This window comes from Mesorhizobium sp. Primo-A (assembly GCF_003997175.1).
Taxonomy (GTDB): domain Bacteria; phylum Pseudomonadota; class Alphaproteobacteria; order Rhizobiales; family Rhizobiaceae; genus Mesorhizobium; species Mesorhizobium ciceri.
On record NZ_RZTG01000007.1, the window covers coordinates 77,330 to 96,866 of the forward strand.

Here is a 19,537-nt window from a genome sequence, read left to right on the forward strand (position 1 = left end):
CGTGGCCGCGGGGCGTGATTGCCAGCAGCCGCCGATCAGCCGGTTGCCCCGGCTGCCGATGACGCCGAGCGGCGAGAAACGCAACTTGCCGATCTGGGCGATGGTCGCGGCGTCGCGCTCGCGCAGGCTTGGATTGCTCACGGCACGGTTTCTGTCTCGAGTGCCGGCAGTGCCGCCGCCAGCCGGTCCGCCCATTCCTCGATGCCGGACCGTGTCGACAAAAGATCCTGCCGGATCTCGACGAGGACGGCGGCGATGCCGCGATCGTCGCCATGGATGGGCACGGCGTAGTCGGCGTCGCGGCTGATCACATAGGGTACATTGGCCGCAACATTGAGCGCCGCATCGGTGCGCAGGCCCGAAAGGATCGCTTCGGCGAGACCTCTTGCTTGGTCATGCAGCACGCCGGCATGCCAGGGCCTGCTGACGCCGAGGAAGACCGGCGTGAAAGAATGGATCGTCACGATCCGCGTCTGCCGGCCTGCTTGTGCCCGGCGGTCGAGATAAGCGGTCACCCGGTCATGGAACGGCGAAAAGATGATCTCGGCGCGCCGGGTCCGCTCCGCCGCATCGATGCCGACATTCCCGGGAATGTCGGTGTCTTCCGACAGTACCGGAATGCTGCCTGGCGTGCCCAGTGGCCGGTTGAGGTCGATCAGCAGCCGCGAATAGCCGCTGAGGAAGGCCGGAGCATCGAGCTTCGACGACAGCAGGCGGGTCACTTCGGCGGCGCCGATATCCCAGGCGATGTGGCGCTGCAGATGGTGGGCATCGAGGCCAAGCTGTCGATACTCGACCGGCATGTGGTTGGACGCATGCTCGCACAACAGCACGATATCGGAACGGCCGTGCTCGTTGAGGGCCTCGACGGCCTCGGGCCAATCTTTTTTTGTCACTGCGGTCATCAATAGAGCGTCCGGTAGAGATCGCAGATGGAGGCCGGATCGAGACCGGCAAGACGCTCGGCTTCATGTCGCTTGAGGCCGACGAAGGTTTCGATGAAGACGGGCGCGAACCATCCCGTCACGGTGCCGTCGGCCAGCAGCGCGTCCAGTGCCGCGGGCAGGGTTTCGGGCAGGCGCACCAGACCAAGACTTGCCCGCTCCGCCTCGCTCATCAGTGTCGGGTCGCCGGTGACCAAAGGTGGCGACGGCAGGCCCGCCTCCAGCCCCTCCAGCCCGGCGCGGATGATCGCCGCCAGCGACAGATAGGGATTGCCGGTGGCGTCGGCGGCCCGGTATTCGATGTTGTATTGCCGCGCCGGATCCCGTCCGCCGATCGTCACCGTCGGGCAGATGCGCAGCGACGCCTCGCGGTCGCGGTCGGCAAGCCAGGTGTAGGAAGAACTCCAGCTGTGCGGCTTCAGCCGGTAGAAGGACGACACGCTCGACGCCGTCATGGCGGTCATCCCAGGCAGATGGCGCAGCACGCCGGCACAGAAGGCGCCCGCTTTGGCGGAAAGGCCGCCCGCCAGTGCCGGATCGTAAGTCATCGGCTTGCCGGCCTCGTCGACGAAGCTGAAATGGATGTGGACGCCGTTGCCGACGGCGGTTGGCGCTGTCTTGGGGGCGAAGCTCGCACGCCAGCCGGCATTGCGCGCCAACTCGCGCGTGATTTCGCGGATGGCGACGGCGCGGTCGGCCGCCGTCAGCGCGTCCGCCGGCTCGTGCGTCACCTCGAACTGCTCGTCGCCGAATTCGGCGATGACCACCTCGGGCGCGACGCCGGCTTCCTCGAGCGCCGCCATCAGATTGGGCGCGAAAGGGTCGGCGCGGCGCAGTGCGGCGAAAGACATTGAATGCGCCTGTGCGAAGCCGCCGTCGGCAACGTTGAATTCGTGCTCGAAAGCGGCGATGACCGACAGGCCGGTTGCGGCTTTCAAATCGGCCAGCGCGTCTTTGAGCATCGTGCGGGTGCAGCCGAGCCATGGGCTGCCGTCGAGCTCGACGATGTCGCCGGCGACCATATCGAATGGCGTTGCCGATCCGGTGCGTGTCGTGCGAAAGCGCGCTTCGAGATCGGGGATCAGCCGCAGGTCGCCCGACGAGCCCCAGGGGTTGGGATCGACGATCGAGTTGAACGGTGTCAGCGACAGATTGGCCTGCAGCCAACCGACGCCGGTCGTGGCGGTCTTCTGCAACTTGCTTTCGGCAACGAAACGGCCCCGCGTGACGGCGGAGAGATCCGTGGTGACGACGGCAACCAGAGGCTCGACAGTCGACGTCATGCCGGTTTTCCCAAAGCGTTGAAGCGGTCGACGACCGTGTCGGTGTCAGCCACCCAGCAGTAGCCGCCGAAGGCCTTGAGCGCGATGTCGTGGCGTTCCTGGGTGATGGTGGCGCAGGCATCCGATACGCAGGTGACAAGATAGCCGCGGTCGGCGCCGTCGCGCACCGCCATGTCGACGCATTGATCGGTCAGCACGCCGACCACGACGAGATAGCGGATGCCGAGGTTCTTGAGGAGATAGTCGACATTGGTCGAATTGAAGATGCCCGACGACGTCTTCGGCAACATGATCTCGTCGCCAACCGGCGCCAGCGATGCCACCGGCAGTCCTTCGGGGAGACTGGGCGCAACATGGATCGGTGTCAGCTTGTGGTCGAGCGAGCGCTCACGGCCGTCTTCGGTCAGGCTCTGAATGATGGTGTGCAGCACCTCGACGCCATTGGCCCGCGCCGCCGCCAGCAGGCGCTCCTGGTTGGGGATCGTCTGCGAGGATGTCTGCCGGTAAAAATAATGATCGGGGCCACGTTCCGGATGCGACGGATCGGCGCCCGGCTCCAGCCAGATGCGCTGCATGTCGACGAGTAGCAGTGCCGTTTCGCCGGCACGGAAGGCTTCGTCTCGTTTGGGTAGGGCCTGGGTCATGCTTTGTCGTCCTGCTTTGCTGATTTGGGTCCCGGTGTCTTGCGGGGGCCGGGTGTCTTGCGCGCGCCGTTCTCTTGCGGTTCGCTGTCGAGCGTCACGGCATTGGCATGCCGCACCTTTTCGAGTCGCTCGATGCGGGCGCGGGCCTCGTCGCCCAGCGTCGAAACGATATGGGCGACCAACGCTTCCATCTGTGCGATCGCCGGCGCCAGCGTGTCGTAAGGTGAGGCGACTTCGAGCGGGCTGACGATGGTGACTTCGGCGAGATCTGATATCGGCGACAGCCATTGGTCGGTGAACAGGACGATGCGCACATCGAGCGCCGCCGCTTGTTTTGCATAGGCCATCACATCGAGTTGGTAGCGGCGGTAGTCGAAGACGACGAGCACGTCGCGCCGGCCGAGGTCGGCCAGCGTGTCGAAGATCTGCGGAGAGAGCACGCCGAGATCGCGAACCCCGGAGCGGAACTGCACGAGATAGCCGGCCAGCATGCCGGCGATGTGGCGGCTGAACCGGCCGCCAACCATCACGATCTCGCCCTTGGCCTCCATCAGCAAGCGGGCCGCCCGCTCGTAAGTCTGGACGGGTGTCGCGGCGGTGGCTTTCTGCAAGGCCGTGGTGACGCTATCGAGATAGGCCAGCACGGCGCTGTCGTTGGAACCGCTCTGCCGCTTGGCCTCCATCATCAGCAGCGGCGAGTGCAGTCTTGCCTCGACTTCGGCCAGAAGCCTCGCCTGGAAATCCGGAAACCCTTCATAGCCGAGCTTCATCACCAGCCGCACCACGGTTGGATCGCTGACGCCAGCGCGCCGGGCGAGCGATGAGGCGGTGCCGAGGCCGGAGGTCGGATAGTCCGTCAACAGCAGTCGAACGATCTTCTCCTCCGACGGCGTCAGCGCAAGATCCCCGCGCATCAGAACATCGCGTATCGCCATGGGCCTCCCCGGAATCCGTGTTCTCTTGTTTTGTCGAGTTTATTACAGAGATTTAAATATCGGTCAACAATGAAGAGATGTTGACATTGCGCGATCGCTGGCCCTACCTTGTCGAAAAGCAGCCAAGAGACTGTGGGGAACAGCCATGCGAAATGGAAGCGACGTCATCGTCGTCGGTGCCGGTATTGTCGGATCGAGCGCGGCCTATGATCTGGCCAAAGCCGGTGTGAAGGTCACGCTGGTCGAGCAGACCCATCCCGCCGGCGGCCCGTCGGGCAAATCGTCGGCGCTGCTGCACGCCTTCTACCTGATGCCGGAACTGTCGCAGCTATCCATCCGTGGCCGAGAGATCCTGGTGTCGCTGCCCGAAATCGCGGGCGAAGGATCCTTTGTCACCGAAATCGGCATGATGTGGGTCTGCGGCAACGACAACAAGGCGAGCTGGACGTCGGCAGCCGAACGCATCCGCGGCGAGGGCGCGCGCATCAAGACATTGTCGCCGCAGGCCTTTGCCGATGCCGCACCGGGCTTTGCCCTGGACAATGTCGCGCTGGCGCTGTGGGAACCCGAGTATGGCTATGCCGATGCCTTCGGCGCCACCAATGCTATTGCCCGTGCCGCCCGCGCCAGTGGTGCCAGGATCATGCAGAACACGTTGGTCGAGAGCCTCCAGCGGCAGGGCGACCGCATCACGGGTGTCATCTTGACCGATGGAACGATGCTGGAGGCCGATACCGTCGTCCTGGCCGCCGGGCCGTGGACGCGCCGGCTGCTGGCGACGGTCGGCCTCGATCTGCCGCTGCATGTCGAGCGCCATCCGATGGCCGTGCTCGACGCTGCCGGCAAGGCAAGGCAGGTCATGCCGTTCGCCTGGTGCGACGACATTTCCTGCAACTATGCGCGGCCAGACAATGACGGCGTCATCCTCGCCGGGACCTGGGCCGGCGGCGGCACCGGCCTGCGCCACGAACATGCAGGCCGTCCACGCTTCGTCGAAAATCCCGATGATTACATGGAAGGTGTCGAGGAGCAGGAATCGGTCGAGATCCTGGAGACCTTCGCCAGCCGCGTGCCGGCCATGGCCGAGCTTGGCATCCGGCCGGGCTATGCCGGTCTCTACGACATGAGCCCCGACGATCTGCCGGTCATCGGCGCCATGCCTGATGTCGAAGGGCTGGTCGTTTCGGCGGGGTCTTCCGGCCACGGCTTCAAGACCGGGCCGGCAGTCGGCGAGGCGGTGGCCAAGCTGGTCACCCAAGGCGCGCAACCGATCCTGGCCCCGTTTTCACCCGATCGCTTCAGGGCCGCGTGATGGCGTCGGTGACGACGAGCGAGAGCAAGAGTTCCGGCTTCATGCCGGCCGCGTTCCGCAACGCCACGGCCGATGCCCTGTGCATGGTCGCGGTGCTGTTGCTGGTGGCGCTTGCCGCCTTCATCTTCGGCGGCGCCGCCATGCAACGCGTCGTCACCTATGCCGCGATCATGCTGACGGCGGTGCTCGGCCTGCAGATATTCTCCGGCAACAGCGGCATCGTCTCGTTCGGCCAGGCGGCCTTTGTCGGCCTCGGCGCCTATGCGACAGGCATCCTCACCATGCCGACGGCACTGCAGCGAACGGCGCTGCGCGACCTGCCGCAATTCCTCGCCGGCCATCAACTCTCCTTCGTCGCAGCGCTGGCCATCGTCCTGGCTCTGGCGGTCGTCGTCGGCCTGCTGACCGGTGCGCCGCTGCTAAGGCTTTCCGGATCGAGCGCCTCGATCGCCACGCTGGCCATGCTGATCATCGTCTACACGCTGCTGGTCGCCGGGCGCGAGATCACCCGCGGCAGCCAGCCTTTCTACGGCGTGCCGCGTGAGGTCGGGCTGTGGACCGCTGCCGCAGTCGCTTCGGTGGCGCTGGTGGCGGCGAGGCTGTTTCGCGAAACCTCTTTCGGCCTTGCCAGCCGAGCCGCCGCCAATGACGAGCGTGGTGCGGCCGCCGTCGGCGTCGACCAACGCACGGCGCGTCTGGCCGCCTGGGTGGCGGGTGTCGTCGCCGCCATGGCTGCCGGCGCCATGATGGCGCAGTTTCTGGGTGCGTTTTCACCGCGCGATTTCTATTTCGACCTGGGCTTCACCATGCTTGCCATGCTGATCGTCGGCGGCATGACCTCGTCGCTCGGCGCTTTCGCCGGCGTCATCGTCACCATCGTTTTGGTCGAAGTGGTACGCCGCTTCGAAGGCGGCGGCGAAGTGCTCAGCCTGCATCTGCCTGTCCTGTTCGGCTTGACCCAGGGCGTGCTTGCCATCGCCATGATCCTGGTCATCTGGCGACGCCCGACCGGCCTGTTCGGCGAGCGTGAGCTGAACCTGCTGCGCCGGCCCGGACGTCAGGCCGTGACGGCTTCGGCGGCACCTCCGCAGCGTGTCGAGAGTGACCGGCTCTCCGCCGAGCGTCTGTCGCGCCGTTATGCCGGCGTCGTTGCTGTCGACGACGTCAGCCTGAGTTTCGAAACGGACAGCATCACCGGTATCATCGGCCCCAATGGCGCCGGCAAGACGACGCTGCTCAACATGCTGGCCGGTGATGTCAAGCCAAGTGCCGGTACCGTGTCGGTGGGTGGCGCGGTGCGGCAGGCTTCTGCCTTCCGCTTCGCGCGCTCCGGCGTTGCCCGCACCTTCCAGAACATCCGCGTCTTCCCGCACATGACGGTGCTGGAAAACGTCGTCGTCGCCGCACGCCAGGTAGAGCCTGATCTCGTCCATGCCGAGGCGGCGGCAATGGGTGAACTTGCGCGCATGGGGCTGGAGAGATTTGCCGATCAGCCGGCCGCCAGGCTTGCCTATGGCCAGCGACGCCGGTTGGAAGTGGCACGTGCGCTGGCGTTGAAGCCGCGCTTCCTGCTGCTGGACGAGCCGGCCGCCGGCATGAACGCCGTCGAGACCGCCGAACTGGTTTCCATCCTCTCGACAGTCCGCACCGAGCGCCGCATCGGCGTCGTCCTGATCGAGCACGACATGAGGCTGGTGATGAACCTGTGCGAACGCATTGTCGTCATCGATCATGGCCGCGTCATCGCCGACGGCACGCCGGGCGACGTTCAGAAGAACCCCGCCGTGATCGCCGCCTATCTCGGCAGCCGCACGGCGCTCGCCAAGACCGCAACGCCTGAAAACCAGACCGCATAGACCGCAACGACCAACGACAAAAATCCAGAAGGAGAACCGACATGCCAAGCCTCTATCGCCTCCATCGCGCCGCCTTCTGCGCTGCCGTGTTCGGCATCGCCACCATTTCGACGGCCAGCGCCGAGGAGATCATCATCGGTGCCGCGACCGCGCAGACAGGCGGTCTTGCCCCTTACGACCAGCCGGCACTTGCCGGCCTGCGCATGTCGCTCGACGAACTCAACGCCAAGGGCGGGTTCGGCGGCAAATACACCGTCAAGCTGCTGATCAAGGACACCCGCTCCGACACCGCGCAGACCGCCACGGTCGCGCAGGAGCTGATCGATGCCGGCGCCAAGATCATGATCACGCCGTGCGATGCCGATCCCTCGATTTCCGCCGGCCAGCTGACCCAGCCTCTCGGCATTCCGACCCTGACGCTGTGCGGCTCCGCCCCGGTGCTCACCGGCGCGGTCGGCGATGTCATGTTCGGCACCTATCCCGCCGACAATGTACAGGCGACGGCGGTTGCCGACTTCGCCGTCTCCGAAGGCAAGAAGAAGGTGTTCCTGCTGACCTCGCCGGACTCCACCTACACCGCCAATCTGCCGGAATATTTCGGCAAGGTGTTCGAGAAGAAGGGCGGCACCATTGTCGGCCGCGGCACTTTCAGCATGGGCCAGCCCGACTTTTCCGCCGAGATCACCAACATCAAGGGCTTGGCCGATAAGCCCGACCTGATCATGACGGCGGCCTATGAGCCCGATTTCCCAGCCTTCATCCAGCAATTGCGCGGCGCCGGCGTCACCATCCCGGTCTATGGAGCCGATGCCATCGGTACGCCGACCATCAAGGCGCTCGGCAAATTGGTCGACGGCGTCGTCTACACCGCGGCCGGCTATGCCGAGCCGGGCAGCAAGCTCGAAGCCTTCAACGCCGCCTTCACCAAATATGCCGGCCATGCGCCGGAATCGACCTATGAGGTCAATGGCTACGAGATCGGCCTGATCCTCGACCAGGCGGTCAAGACGGCCGGCTCCGACGACCCGAAGGCGATCCGCGACGCCATCGCCGGCCTCAAGGATTTCGAGGGCATCACCGGCAAGATCACCTATGCCGGCACCGACCGCATGCCGCTGCGGCCAGTGGCGCTGATGCGCTACGAGGGCGGCGAAGGCAAGCATGTCGAGACCCTGATCCCCGAAGCCGCCGACGTTCCGGCGCCGTGATGTCATGCTGAGCGTCGAAGCCCTGAAAATCCGGTACGGCGAGGTCGAGGCGGTGCGCCGCGTCGACCTCGCCGTCGACAGCGGCGAGATCATCGCCCTGGTCGGCGCCAACGGTGCCGGCAAGAGCTCGACGCTCGGCGCCGTCGCCGGGCTGGTGCCGGCGGCATCGGGCAAGGTGGTCTTCGACGGTGTCGACATCACCGGCCTGGCGCCGGAGGCGATCGCCCGCAAGGGCGTCGCGCTGGTTCCGGAAGGCCGCCGCATCTTCGCCAGCCTGACGGTGGCCGACAATCTGCGTCTCGGCGGCGCGGTGCATCAGCCGGCGGCCGAGGCGCGGCTGCGCGAAGAGGAGATGCTGGAGCTGTTCCCGATCCTGCGCCGCTACCACCGCGTCAAGGGCGGCAATCTGTCGGGCGGCGAACAGCAGATGCTGGCCATCGCCCGCGCGCTGATGGGCAAGCCGCGCATGATCCTGCTCGACGAGCCCTCGCTCGGCCTTGCCCCGCAACTGATCGACACCGTCTTCGACCTGATCGCCGAACTGCGCCGCAAGGGCCTGACCATCCTTCTGGTCGAACAGAATGTGGCGCTGGCGCTCGAAATCGCCGACCGCGCCGTCGTGCTCGCCAATGGCGAAGTGGTGCTGTCGGGCAGGGCAAAAGAACTCGCCTCTTCGGACCTCGTCCGCCAGGCCTATCTAGGAGCTTAAGAAGCATGATCGCGCAGCAGATCATCAATGCGGTGAGCCTCGGCGGCGTCTATGCGCTGCTGGCGCTCGGGCTGGCGATCGTCTTTTCCATCGTCGGCCTGATCAACTTCGCCCATGGCGAACTGATGACGCTGTCGGGCTATGCGCTGCTGGCCTCGCTGGTGCTTGGCTTTCCGTTCCCGGTGGCGGTGCTTGTCGCCGTGTCCTGCGGCGCGCTCGCCGCTGTCGCCATGGAGCGCATCGCGTTCAGGCCGATGCGCGGCGCCAGCGTCACCAGTCTGTTGCTGACCAGCTTCGCTGTCTCCAGCCTGCTGAAGGTCGTCTTCCAGAACGGCATTTCGGCGCGGCCGCAGGCTGTCGCCATGCCTGGCTGGATGACCGGCGCTTTCTCCTTCGGCGATTTCACCATCGGCGTCGGTCCCAGCATCTCCATCGTCGTCTCCGCACTGGCGCTGATTGCGCTGGAAGTCTTCCTGCGCCGCTCGGTGACCGGGACGGCGATGCGTGCCGCAGCGGAGGATTTCGACGTCGTGCGCCTGATGGGCATTCCGGCCAGCCGCATCATCGCCACCGCCTTCCTGCTCTCCGGCCTGCTCGCCGGGCTGGCGGCCATGCTGTGGGTGGCGCAGCGTGCCTCGGTCGACCCGCTGATGGGTTTCACGCCGGTGCTGAAGGCGTTTATCGCCGCCGTCGTCGGCGGGCTCGGCAGCTTGCCCGGTGCTGTCGCCGGCGGCTTCCTGCTCGGCATCATCGAGGTGCTGCTGCAAGCGACATTGCCGGGAGCGATCGCGCCCTATCGCGACGCCATCGTGCTGTCGGGCGTCATCGCCGTGCTGCTGGTTCGCCCGCAAGGCCTGATCCCGGCGGTTCGCGCCCAGCGAAGCTGACCTGATGTATACCAAGCCCGAGTTCGCGCCACTGTCGCGCGACGAGGTGTTCGGCCTGATCGAGGCCGCGGCCTTTGCCACGGTGGTGACAGCGGGACCGCAGGGCCTTGTCGTCTCTCATCTTCCCTTCGTGCTCGATCGCGCGCGGGGTGAAAACGGAACGCTGATCTCGCATCTCGCCCGGGCCAATCCGCACAGCACCTTGATCAGCGAAGGCAGGGAGACGATCACTGTCTTCCACAGCCCGCATGGCTACATCTCGCCGTCCTGGTATCCGCGCAATCCGGTGCGCGACAGCGCGCCGACCTGGAACTTTGCCGTCGTGCATTGTCATGGGCATCCGGTGCCGCTCGACGATCACGGCACCGCCCGGCATCTCCTGCAGCTTGTCGACGTGCTGGAGAAGGATCGCGACGATCGCTGGGGCATGCGTGAGCTCGGACCAGGCGGCATGGAGCGGCGCATACCTGGTATCATAGGGTTTGACCTGCCGATCGGGCGGCTCGAAGCCAAGTTCAAGATGGGCCAGGATGAGCGCCTCTACGACACAGGCGGAGCCATCAGGGTGCTGGAGCAAAACGATCCGGCGCTGGCAACAATGATGAAGGCACACAACGCGCATCGCCAGGACTGAGCGCCTGCATGCGGCAAGGATAAGAAAAAATGATCCCCAATCTCAACATCGTGCCCTTCGTCAGCGTCGATCATATGATGAAGCTGGTGCTGAAGATCGGCGTCGAACGCTTCCTCGTCGAACTCGCCGGCTACATCGAGAATGATTTCCGCCGCTGGGAGCTGTTCGACAAGACGCCGCGCGTCGCCTCGCACAGCGCCGAGGGTATCATCGAACTGATGCCGACCAGCGACGGCGAAGTCTACGGCTTCAAATATGTCAACGGCCATCCCAAGAACATGCGCGAGGGACGCCAGACCGTGACCGCCTTCGGCATGCTCGCCGACGTCCACAATGGCTACCCGGTATTGCTGTCCGAAATGACCATCCTGACGGCGCTGCGCACGGCGGCGATGTCGGCTCTGGCCGCCAAGTACCTGGCGCCGGCCGGCTCCAGCTGCATGGCGCTGATCGGCAACGGCGCCCAGGCCGAATTCCAGGCGGTGGCCTTCAAGGCGCTGCTCGGCGTCGACAGGCTGAGGCTTTACGATATCGACCGCTCGGCCACCGAAAAATGCATCCGTAATCTCGCCGGTCTCGGCTTCGACATGGTCGCCTGCGGCACCGCGCAGGAGGCGGTCGAGGGGGCTGACATCATCACCACCGTCACCGCCGACAAGCAGTACGCCACCATCCTCACAGACAACATGGTCGGCTCCGGCGTGCACATCAACGCGGTCGGCGGCGACTGTCCCGGCAAGACCGAATTGCATCGCGATATCCTGCTGCGCTCAGACATCTTCGTCGAATCCCCGCCGCAGACCCGCATCGAGGGCGAGATCCAGCAGCTTGCGCCGGATCATGAGGTGATCGAGTTGTGGCAGGTGATGTCAGGCGCCGTGCAAGGCCGGCGCGATTCCGGCCAGATCACGCTGTTCGATTCGGTCGGCTTCGCCATCGAGGATTTTTCGGCGCTGCGCTATGTCAGGGATCAGCTGAAGTCGACCGGCCTCTACCAGGAACTCGACATGCTGGCCGACCCCGACGAACCGCGCGACCTGTTCGGCATGCTGTTGAGGGCGGCCCAGCAGGGTTGAGGCATAGAGTGTTCAGCCAGCCGAACCCCACATGGCATCCGGCACCACCACCAGCTTGCCGACGAAATCCTTGGCAATGAAATCCGCCTGCGCATGGTGGAAATCGGAGAGCTTGTAGACGCCACCGACCAGCGGCCGGATTTTCTTCGCCTCGATGTAACCAACGATGCGACGGAAATCCGCGCGCGTGCCCTGGCTCGAACCATGCAACTGCAACTGCTTGAGATACATGGTCCTGAGATCGAGTTGCACGACCGGACCGGCAATCGCGCCGGCGGTCGTGTAGCGGCCTTCGGGCCTGAGAATACGCAAGAGGTCGTTGAAGATCGCGCCGCCGACCAGGTCGGCCACCACGTCGATCGGTTGGCCGCCGGTCGCTTCAATCACGGCTTGCGGCAGGTCTGCGACGCCACGGGTGATGACCGCCTCGGCGCCGATGTCCAGCACCGCCTGTTCCTTGCCCTTGCCGACGACGGCATAGGGAATGGCGCCGCGCGCCCGTGCCAGTTGCACGATGCCGGAACCGACGCCGCCCGAGGCGCCGGTGACCAGCACGCGCTCGCCGGCCTTCAAGCCGGCGCGCTCCAGCATCTGTTCGCCGGTCAGGTAAGCGCAGCAGAAGGTGGCGAGTTCGACGTCGCTCATGTCGGTATCGACGACATGCGTATTCTCGGCCGGCACGGCCTGGTATTCGGCGTAGCCGCCGTCGCGGCCATGGCCCATATAGTCGATGTCGGCGAGCGAATCGTCGTCGCGATTGTAGATGGAGAAATCGACCATCACCCGTTCGCCGATACGCTCCGGCGACACGCCTTCGCCGACGGCGGCGATGGTACCGACGGTGTCGGTGCCCTGGATGCGCGGGAAAACAAGCGTGTTGCCCTGGCGCCGCCATGTCGACACGGCGGCAGCGTCCTCCTCCGTGCCATAGGCGCCCTGGCGCACCCAGACATCGGTGTTGTTCATGCCGCAAGCGCTGACCTTGACCAGCACTTCACCTGGCGCAGGCGCGGGCACTTTCACATCGCTGCGGTAGACGAGTTTTTCCGGCCCGCCGTGCCCGACAAGCAGCACGGCGGCCATGGTGGCGGGGAGGGTTCTGGTCATGGCATTCATAGTCGATCTCAGAGATTGGCAAACACGCTCTTGACCGCATCGGCGGTCTTCGACACGACGATGTCGGCTTCCTCGCGGGTCAGGCAGAGCGGCGGCGCGAAGCCAAGAATGTCGCCCTGCGGCATGGCGCGGCCGATGACGCCGCTTGCGGCAAGCGCTGTCGCCACCTGCGGTCCGATCTTCTGCGAAGCGTCGAAGAACACCCGGTCGTCCTTGTCGGCAACGAATTCCACCGCTGCCAGCATGCCGTCGCCGCGGACGTCACCGACATTCTTGTGGCCGCCGACCGCCTTGGCCAGCTCGGCGCGGAAATAGGCGCCGGTCTCCTTGGCATTTGTCACAAGATCCATCTCGTCGATCAGCTCGAGATTGGCGACGCCGGCGGCAACGCAGATCGGATGTGCCGAATAGGTCCAGCCATGGCCGAGCGAACCGAGCTTGTCGGAGCCCTCAACCAGCACCTGCCACATCTTGTCGGCGACGATGACGCCCGACAGCGGCGCATAGGCCGAGGTCAGGCCCTTGGCGATGGTGATCAGGTCCGGCTTGATGCCGTAATGGTCGGAGCCGAACATGGTGCCCAGTCGGCCGAAGCCCGTCACCACTTCGTCGGCGACCAGAAGCACGTCGTACTTCTTCAACACCGCCTGGATCTTTTCCCAATAGCCGGCCGGCGGCGGCACGATGCCGCCAGTGCCGAGGATCGGCTCGCCGATGAAGGCAGCGACGGTTTCCGGGCCTTCGGCCAGGATCATCTCCTCGAGCTTGTCGGCACAATGCTGCGAAAACTGCTCCTCGCTCATCGAACGGTCGGCGCGGCGGAAGTAGTAGGGTGCCTCGGTGTGCAGGATCGGCGCGCGCGGCAGGTCGAAGGCGTTGTGGAACAGGTCGAGCCCGGTCAGCGATCCCGTCATCACGCCCGAGCCGTGATAGCCGCGCCAGCGCGAAATGATCTTCTTCTTCTCCGGCCGGCCGAGCACGTTGTTGTAGTACCAGATCAGCTTGATGTTGGTTTCGTTGGCATCCGAACCGGAGAGGCCGAAATAGACCCGCGACATGCCCTGCGGCGCGCGATCGATGATCATCTTGGCCAGCGTGATCGAGGCCTCGGTACCGTGGCCGACATAGGCGTGGTAATAGGCGAGGTTCTTCGCCTGGGCGGCGATGGCGTCAGCGATCTTCTGGCGGCCGTAGCCGACATTGACGCAATAGAGCCCGGCGAAGGCATCGAGGCTCTTCCTGCCATTGTTGTCCCACACGGTGACGCCTTCACCGCCGGCCATGATGCGTGTCGGGCTTTCGCCCCGCGCGTGCGTGCCCATATGGGTCGAGGGATGGAAGAAGTGGTCGCGATCCCAGGCGGCGAGTTCGTTGGACTGGTCGAGCATTTTTTAACTCCTTGAGGGATGGCAGGACGAACCTAGGCGACGTCCAGACAGAGATACTTCAGATCGGTGAAGGCTTCGAGCCCGTGGCGCGAGCCTTCGCGCCCGATGCCCGATTGCTTGACGCCGCCGAACGGGATCGGCGCGCCGGTGATCTTGACGCGGTTGATGGCGACCATGCCGTAGTCGAGCGCGCGGCCCATGCGCTGCTGCCGGCCACCATTCTCGGTCACGACATAGGCGACGAGGCCATACTCGGTGGCGTTGGCGCGGGCAATCACGTCATCCTCGCTGTCGAACGGCGTCACGGCGGCAACCGGGCCAAACGTCTCCTCGCGCATGATCAGCGCTTCGTCACTGACATCGGCCAGCAGCGTCGGCTGGTAGAACAGCGGGCCGGCCTGGTGCCGTTTGCCCCCGGTGAGGCAGCGCGCGCCGTGAGCGATGGCATCGGCGACCTGTTCCTCCACCTTCTTGATGGCGCGCTCATGCATCAGCGGCCCGATGTCGATCTTCTCGGCTAGGCCATTGCCGGTCCGCAGCGTCTCGATGCGCTTGGCGAAGGCGGCGCAGAACCGATCGTAGATCGGACGCTGGACGTAGATGCGGTTGGCGGCGAGGCAGTCCTGGCCCGACGTGGCGAATTTGGCGTCGATGGCGATATCAACCGCTTTGTCCAGATCTGCATCGGCAAAGACGATCAGCGGGGCATGACCGCCAAGCTCCATCACCAGCCGCTTCATGGTCGGCGCGCTCTGGGCGGCGATCAGCCGGCCGATCTCGGTCGAGCCGGTGAAGCTCATGGCACGCACGCGCGGATCTTCGCACATCCGGCCGACGATCGTCGAAGCCTTGCCGGTGACGATGTTGAAGACGCCCACGGGCAGGCCGGCGCGTTCGCCGAGTTCGGCCAGCGCCAGCGCCGACAGCGGCGTTTCCGAGGACGGATGCGCGACGATGGTGCAGCCGGCGGCAAGGGCGGCGGCCGCCTTACGGGTCAGCATGGCCGACGGAAAATTCCACGGCGTGACAACGCCGACGACGCCGAGCGGCTCGCGCCGCACCATCATCTCGGCGTTCGGCAGATGGCTGGTGACGCTCTCGGCGTTCGGGCGTTTTGCTTCTTCGGCATACCATTCGACGAAGGAGGCGGCGTAGTCGATCTCGCCCAGCGATTCCTGCAGAGGCTTGCCCTGTTCAAGCGTCATCAGCAGAGCCAGATCATCCTTGGCGCCGACGATCAGCTCGAACCATTTTCGTAAAATTTTCGAGCGCTCCTGCGGCAACAGCGCCCGCCAGGCCGGGAAGGCGCGCGCCGCGGCATCGATCGCCTTTGTCGTCTGCCGGCCATCGAGCGCGGCGACGAAAGCGACGGTCGTGCCGGTGGCCGGATCGGTGACCTCGAAGCTTTCGGCAGCCTCGCTTGCGGTCCAGTGGCCATCGACATAGGCCAGTTCGCGCAGCAGCCGGCGGTCGGCGAGGCCGTCGAGCGCTTCATGGCGATGCGAGCGGGCGAAATGCGCGGACATGGTCAAAGCCTCCCGGTTCGGACTGATAAGGGAAGACTATCCGCCCGATGCAGATAGAGAGGCTGTTTGGAAGTCCTGACGTAGAGAGACTCTCTCTATCGGGTTGCCCGGCGAGAGAATCTCTCCGCTCCTATGACGACGCCGGCAAAAGCTCTGCGATGGGCAGCGCCACCTCGTCCTTCACGGTCTTGATGACGATGTAGGTGAAGTAACGATCGATGCCGATCTCGCGGTCCAGCAAGCCATCGACCAGCCGCTGATAGGCGTCGATGTCGCGCGCCATTACTTTCAACAGATAGTCGACGCCGCCGCCGACAGACCAGCAGGCGACGATCTCGGGAACATCGCGTATAACGCGCTCGAAGCGGTCGAAATCGGCCTGGCGGTGGTTTGCCAGCGTCACCTCCATCAGCACGGTGGCAACGGGTGCCACGACGCGCATGGCGATCCTGGCGTGATAGCCCGAGACGATGCCGGCCTTTTCCAGCTTGCGCAACCGCATCCAGCACGGCGTCGGAGACAGGCCGACCTGCTCGGCCAGCGCCAGCTTGGTGATGCGTCCGTCGCGCTGGATGGCGTCGAGGATTTTCAGGTCGATCGGGTCGAGTTTCGCTGATGTCATCAGGGCTCACTTTTTCGTCCGAGTACCATGACGGCGCATTATTTCGATTGTCAATTGCACTGATTTCGATCTCTAATAAGTCATGACATTGTGGCAACCCGATCCCGCGCTTATCCGGCGGCCGGCCTATCAGTCGCTGGCCGACCAGTTCGCGCGCGCCATCCATGACGGACGCCTTGCCAATGGCGCGCGGTTGCCGACCCATCGCAGGCTGGCCGACGACCTCAAGCTTTCGGTGCAGACGGTCAGCCGCGCCTATGAGGAACTGATCCGGCGCGGCCTGATTTCGGGCGAGATCGGCCGCGGCAGCTTCGTCCAGACGCAGCGCCGCGAGCCCGAGCCGCCCTATCTGCCGGAGCGGCTCGGTGAAGTCATCGACCTTTCGATCCTGAAACCGGTCTGCGAGCCGATGCATCTTGAGCGGCTGAAGCAGGCACTGGGATGGCTGGCTGAGAACCTGCCGTCGAGTTCAGCACTTTCGTTCCGGCCCAACATGGTGTTTCCCCGCCACCGCGCCGTCGCCGTCGAATGGTTGAGACTGTGCGGCCTCGATGCATCGCCGCAGAACGTCAGCCTGACCAACGGCGCCACCGCCGGCATGACAGTGGCGCTGATGAGCGTCGCGCCGCCGGGCTCTACGGTCGCCACGGAGGCGATCGGCCACCATACGCTGGTGCCGTTGGCACGCTATCTCGGCTTCAACCTGGAAGGCCTGCCGATCGACGACAACGGCCTGATTCCGGAAGCGCTGGACGAGGCCTGCCGGCTTTCCGACATCCGCGCGGTCTTCGTGCAGCCCTCGGTCATCAATCCGACGGCGACGCTGATGGATGCGCGGCGGCGAGAAGAGATCGCCGCGGTCGCGCGCAAGCACGATATCGCCATCATCGAGAACGATGTGCTGGGTCCGCTGGTCGAAGACCGGCCGCCGCCGGTTGCCGCGTTCGCGCCGGAGCGCACGCTCTACGTCACCTCCTTCACCAAGATCACCGTGCCCGGCCTGCGCATCGGCTATCTGGCCGCACCCGACCGCTACGTCGCCGCCGTCGCCAACCGGCATCTGGTTTCGAACTGGATGGCGACGCCGCTGGTGGCCGAGATCGCCACCAAATGGGTGACCGACGGCACGGCGATGGAGCTTGTCCACTGGCAGCGCGCGGCTTTGCGGCGCCGGCAGGATATTGCAGCGCAGGTGCTGGCGGGGGTCGACTATCGCGCCCGGCGAGACGGGCTGCATGTCTGGCTTCAACTGCCCGCGGACCGTGCCGAGGAAAGCTTTGTCGCCCAGGCCCGCCTGCAAGGCGTGGCTATCGCGCCCGGAACATCCTTCCGTATTTCGGGTGCGCCCTGGCACCCGGCGGTGCGTATCTCGCTGGGTTCGACCACCGAGGGGGAACTGCGCGCCGGCCTCGGCGTTGTCACCAAGCTGCTGCTTGGCGATCCGGAGCATCTGCTGCTCGCAATCTAGGTCCGGTTTGCCCGGAAATTGTGGGGAATCAGAATAATTGTCATGATATTATTTTCCCAATTGACATGATTTGGCGCGTTCCGCATCGTTAAGGGGCATAGGCTTCTCCAGCACGGGGAAATACATTTGTCCGCACCAGCGCCCATCATCAAGATCGACAGCATCTCGAAAAGCTTCGGCAGCTTCAAGGTGCTGGACGGCCTGTCGATGCAAGTCATGCCCGGCGAGAAGCTGGCACTGATCGGCCCATCGGGTTCGGGCAAGACGACGATCCTGCGCATCCTGATGACGCTGGAGCGCATCGATGGCGGTCATATCCAGATCGACGGCGAGCAGCTCTATCACATGGAGCGCAATGGCCAGCTGTTGCCCGCCGATGAGCGGCATCTGACAAGGATGCGCCAGAAGATCGGCATGGTGTTCCAGCTGTTCAACCTGTTTCCGCACAAGTGCGTCATGGACAATGTCACGCTGGCGCCGATGCTGACCAAGGGCACGCCGCGTGCCGCCGTCGAAAAGCGGGCGATGGAACTGCTCGAAATGGTCGGCATGGCCGACAAGGCCAAGAACATGCCGGCGCAGCTGTCCGGTGGACAGAAGCAACGCGTGGCGATCGCTCGGGCGCTGGCGCTGTCGCCGAAGATCATGCTGTTCGACGAGGTGACGTCGGCGCTCGATCCAGAGCTGGTCGAGGAGGTGATGAACGTCATGCGCAAGCTCGCCGCCGAGACCGACATGACCATGCTGCTGGTCACCCACGAGATGGGCTTTGCCCATGATTTCGCCGACCGGGTGCTGTTCTTCGATCGCGGCAGGATCGTCGAAGAAGGCAAACCGGACGAGATTTTCCGCAATCCCAAGCAGGAGCGCACGCAAGGTTTCCTGAAGAAGATCATCGCGGCCGGACATCGGGTCTGACCGCAATGCCCAGGGCGACGAAGTCGTCCCGAGGCGGCGAGGGCCGCCATGCAACAAAGCAAGACAAGAAACAAGGAGTTGGGAACAATGAACAAACTTGGCATTCTGGCCGGCGTTGCCGGTCTTGCACTGACGGCGGTGCTGGCCGCCTCGATCCCCGGTTCGGCCGATGACAGCAAGCTCGAGCAGCTCAAGGCGCAAGGTTTCGCCCGCCTCGCCATCGCCAACGAGCCGCCCTATACGGCGGTCGCCGCCGACGGCAAGGTTTCGGGTGCCGCGCCTGATGTGGCCCGCGAGATATTCAAGCGGCTCGGCGTCGCCGACGTTGCCGCTTCGATCTCCGAATATGGCGCCATGATCCCCGGCCTGCAGGCCGGTCGCTTCGATGTCGTCACCGCCGGCCTGTTCATGAAGCCGGAGCGCTGTGCTGCGGTCGCCTATTCGGAACCCGTGCTGTGCGACGCCGAGGCGATGCTGGTGAAGAAAGGCAATCCAAAGGGTTTCAAGAGCTATGAGGATGTCGCCAAGGATACGACTGCGACCATCGGCGCGCCGGGCGGCGGCACCGAGGAGAAGCTCGCGCTCAATGCCGGCGTGCCACGCGATCGCGTCATCGTCGTGCCGGATGGCCAGAGCGGCGTGAAGATGCTCCAGGATGGCCGCATCGACGCTTATTCGCTGCCCGTCCTGTCGATCAATGATCTGGTCAAGAAGGCCAACGATCCGAACCTCGAAGTCATCGCTCCGGTGCAGGGCGCACCGGTCTATTGCGACGGCGCCGCTTTCAAGAAGGGCGACGAGGCACTGCGCGACGCCTTCGATGTGGAACTGGCCAAGATGAAGAAATCGGGCGAGTTCGCCAAGATCATCGAGCCCTACGGCTTCTCGGCGGCAGCCGCGATGTCGACCAGCCGCGACAAGCTCTGCGCGGCGAAGTGATCCTTCCTTCTCCCCGTTCAACGGGGAGAAGGTGTCACGAAGTGACGGATGAGGGGCGGCGCCAAACCTTCG

18 protein-coding genes are annotated in these 19,537 nt (G+C 64.8%); 10 read left to right on the forward strand and 8 right to left on the reverse strand.

Annotated features, from left to right (window positions below):
* Positions 1 to 137: 137 nt before the first annotated feature.
* From EOC83_RS14360 to EOC83_RS14375, 4 genes are read right to left on the reverse strand one after another with little or no spacing between them, the layout of a single operon-like run.
* Positions 138 to 905, reverse strand: a complete 768-nt coding sequence (locus tag EOC83_RS14360) for an N-formylglutamate amidohydrolase (protein WP_024502302.1) — start codon at positions 903 to 905, stop codon at positions 138 to 140.
* Positions 905 to 2,227: a glutamine synthetase gene (locus EOC83_RS14365; protein WP_013530317.1), complete on the reverse strand. Its 1,323-nt coding sequence runs from the start codon at positions 2,225 to 2,227 to the stop codon at positions 905 to 907. Before EOC83_RS14365 ends, EOC83_RS14360 begins: the two co-directional genes overlap by 1 nt.
* Positions 2,224 to 2,871 (reverse strand): isochorismatase family cysteine hydrolase, encoded by a 648-nt coding sequence (locus tag EOC83_RS14370; RefSeq protein WP_013530318.1) that lies wholly within the window; start codon positions 2,869 to 2,871, stop codon positions 2,224 to 2,226. The genes EOC83_RS14365 and EOC83_RS14370 overlap by 4 nt, the downstream gene beginning before the upstream one ends.
* Positions 2,868 to 3,806, reverse strand: coding sequence for a MurR/RpiR family transcriptional regulator (locus EOC83_RS14375; RefSeq protein WP_063170109.1), 939 nt, complete (start codon positions 3,804 to 3,806; stop codon positions 2,868 to 2,870). The genes EOC83_RS14370 and EOC83_RS14375 overlap by 4 nt, the downstream gene beginning before the upstream one ends.
* A 145-nt stretch (positions 3,807 to 3,951) precedes the next feature.
* On the opposite strand from EOC83_RS14375, the gene EOC83_RS14380 reads away from it, so the two are divergent.
* The 7 genes from EOC83_RS14380 to EOC83_RS14410 are packed head-to-tail and all read left to right on the forward strand — an operon-like array spanning position 3,952 to position 11,488.
* Positions 3,952 to 5,118 carry an FAD-binding oxidoreductase gene (locus tag EOC83_RS14380; RefSeq protein WP_063170110.1) on the forward strand — a complete coding sequence of 389 codons (1,167 nt, stop codon included), beginning with the start codon at positions 3,952 to 3,954 and terminating at the stop codon, positions 5,116 to 5,118.
* Positions 5,118 to 6,974 carry a branched-chain amino acid ABC transporter ATP-binding protein/permease gene (locus tag EOC83_RS14385; protein ID WP_063170111.1) on the forward strand — a complete coding sequence of 619 codons (1,857 nt, stop codon included), beginning with the start codon at positions 5,118 to 5,120 and terminating at the stop codon, positions 6,972 to 6,974. Before EOC83_RS14380 ends, EOC83_RS14385 begins: the two co-directional genes overlap by 1 nt.
* Positions 6,975 to 7,015: 41 nt before the next feature.
* Entirely contained in the window at positions 7,016 to 8,182 is a 1,167-nt protein-coding gene (locus tag EOC83_RS14390; protein ID WP_063170112.1) for an ABC transporter substrate-binding protein, read from the forward strand.
* A 4-nt stretch (positions 8,183 to 8,186) separates the two neighbouring features.
* The gene (locus EOC83_RS14395) at positions 8,187 to 8,891 is read left to right on the forward strand and encodes an ABC transporter ATP-binding protein (RefSeq protein WP_063170113.1); all 705 of its coding nucleotides are present in this window, start codon (positions 8,187 to 8,189) and stop codon (positions 8,889 to 8,891) included.
* A gap of 5 nt (positions 8,892 to 8,896) precedes the next feature.
* Positions 8,897 to 9,778: a branched-chain amino acid ABC transporter permease gene (locus EOC83_RS14400; protein ID WP_027035600.1), complete on the forward strand. Its 882-nt coding sequence runs from the start codon at positions 8,897 to 8,899 to the stop codon at positions 9,776 to 9,778.
* A 4-nt stretch (positions 9,779 to 9,782) separates the two neighbouring features.
* A complete protein-coding gene (locus tag EOC83_RS14405; RefSeq protein WP_063170114.1) occupies positions 9,783 to 10,412 on the forward strand; it encodes an FMN-binding negative transcriptional regulator in 630 nt (209 codons plus the stop codon).
* Between the two features lie 29 nt (positions 10,413 to 10,441).
* Positions 10,442 to 11,488, forward strand: a complete 1,047-nt coding sequence (locus EOC83_RS14410) for an ornithine cyclodeaminase (protein ID WP_127325950.1) — start codon at positions 10,442 to 10,444, stop codon at positions 11,486 to 11,488.
* Positions 11,489 to 11,500: 12 nt separating this feature from the next.
* On the opposite strand, the gene EOC83_RS14415 is transcribed toward EOC83_RS14410, so the two are convergent.
* The 4 genes from EOC83_RS14415 to EOC83_RS14430 form a co-directional block, all read right to left on the reverse strand.
* The gene (locus EOC83_RS14415) at positions 11,501 to 12,604 is read right to left on the reverse strand and encodes an alcohol dehydrogenase family protein (protein ID WP_063170116.1); all 1,104 of its coding nucleotides are present in this window, start codon (positions 12,602 to 12,604) and stop codon (positions 11,501 to 11,503) included.
* Positions 12,605 to 12,612: 8 nt separating this feature from the next.
* A complete protein-coding gene (locus EOC83_RS14420) occupies positions 12,613 to 13,992 on the reverse strand; it encodes an aspartate aminotransferase family protein (protein WP_063170117.1) in 1,380 nt (459 codons plus the stop codon).
* 32 nt (positions 13,993 to 14,024) lie between these two features.
* On the reverse strand, positions 14,025 to 15,518 hold the full coding sequence (locus tag EOC83_RS14425; RefSeq protein ID WP_063170118.1) for an NAD-dependent succinate-semialdehyde dehydrogenase: 1,494 nt from the start codon (positions 15,516 to 15,518) through the stop codon (positions 14,025 to 14,027).
* Positions 15,519 to 15,648: 130 nt separating this feature from the next.
* Entirely contained in the window at positions 15,649 to 16,140 is a 492-nt protein-coding gene (locus EOC83_RS14430; RefSeq protein ID WP_013530324.1) for an Lrp/AsnC family transcriptional regulator, read from the reverse strand.
* An 82-nt stretch (positions 16,141 to 16,222) separates the two neighbouring features.
* Here EOC83_RS14430 and EOC83_RS14435 point away from each other — a divergent pair, with 82 nt between their 5' ends.
* The 3 genes from EOC83_RS14435 to ehuB all read left to right on the forward strand — a co-directional run bounded on the left by EOC83_RS14435 (position 16,223) and on the right by ehuB (position 19,465).
* A complete protein-coding gene (locus EOC83_RS14435; protein WP_013530325.1) occupies positions 16,223 to 17,608 on the forward strand; it encodes a PLP-dependent aminotransferase family protein in 1,386 nt (461 codons plus the stop codon).
* A gap of 126 nt (positions 17,609 to 17,734) precedes the next feature.
* Positions 17,735 to 18,526 (forward strand): ectoine/hydroxyectoine ABC transporter ATP-binding protein EhuA, encoded by a 792-nt coding sequence (gene ehuA / locus EOC83_RS14440; protein ID WP_063170119.1) that lies wholly within the window; start codon positions 17,735 to 17,737, stop codon positions 18,524 to 18,526.
* 87 nt (positions 18,527 to 18,613) lie between these two features.
* A complete protein-coding gene (ehuB, locus tag EOC83_RS14445) occupies positions 18,614 to 19,465 on the forward strand; it encodes an ectoine/hydroxyectoine ABC transporter substrate-binding protein EhuB (RefSeq protein ID WP_013530327.1) in 852 nt (283 codons plus the stop codon).
* Positions 19,466 to 19,537 lie beyond the last annotated feature (72 nt).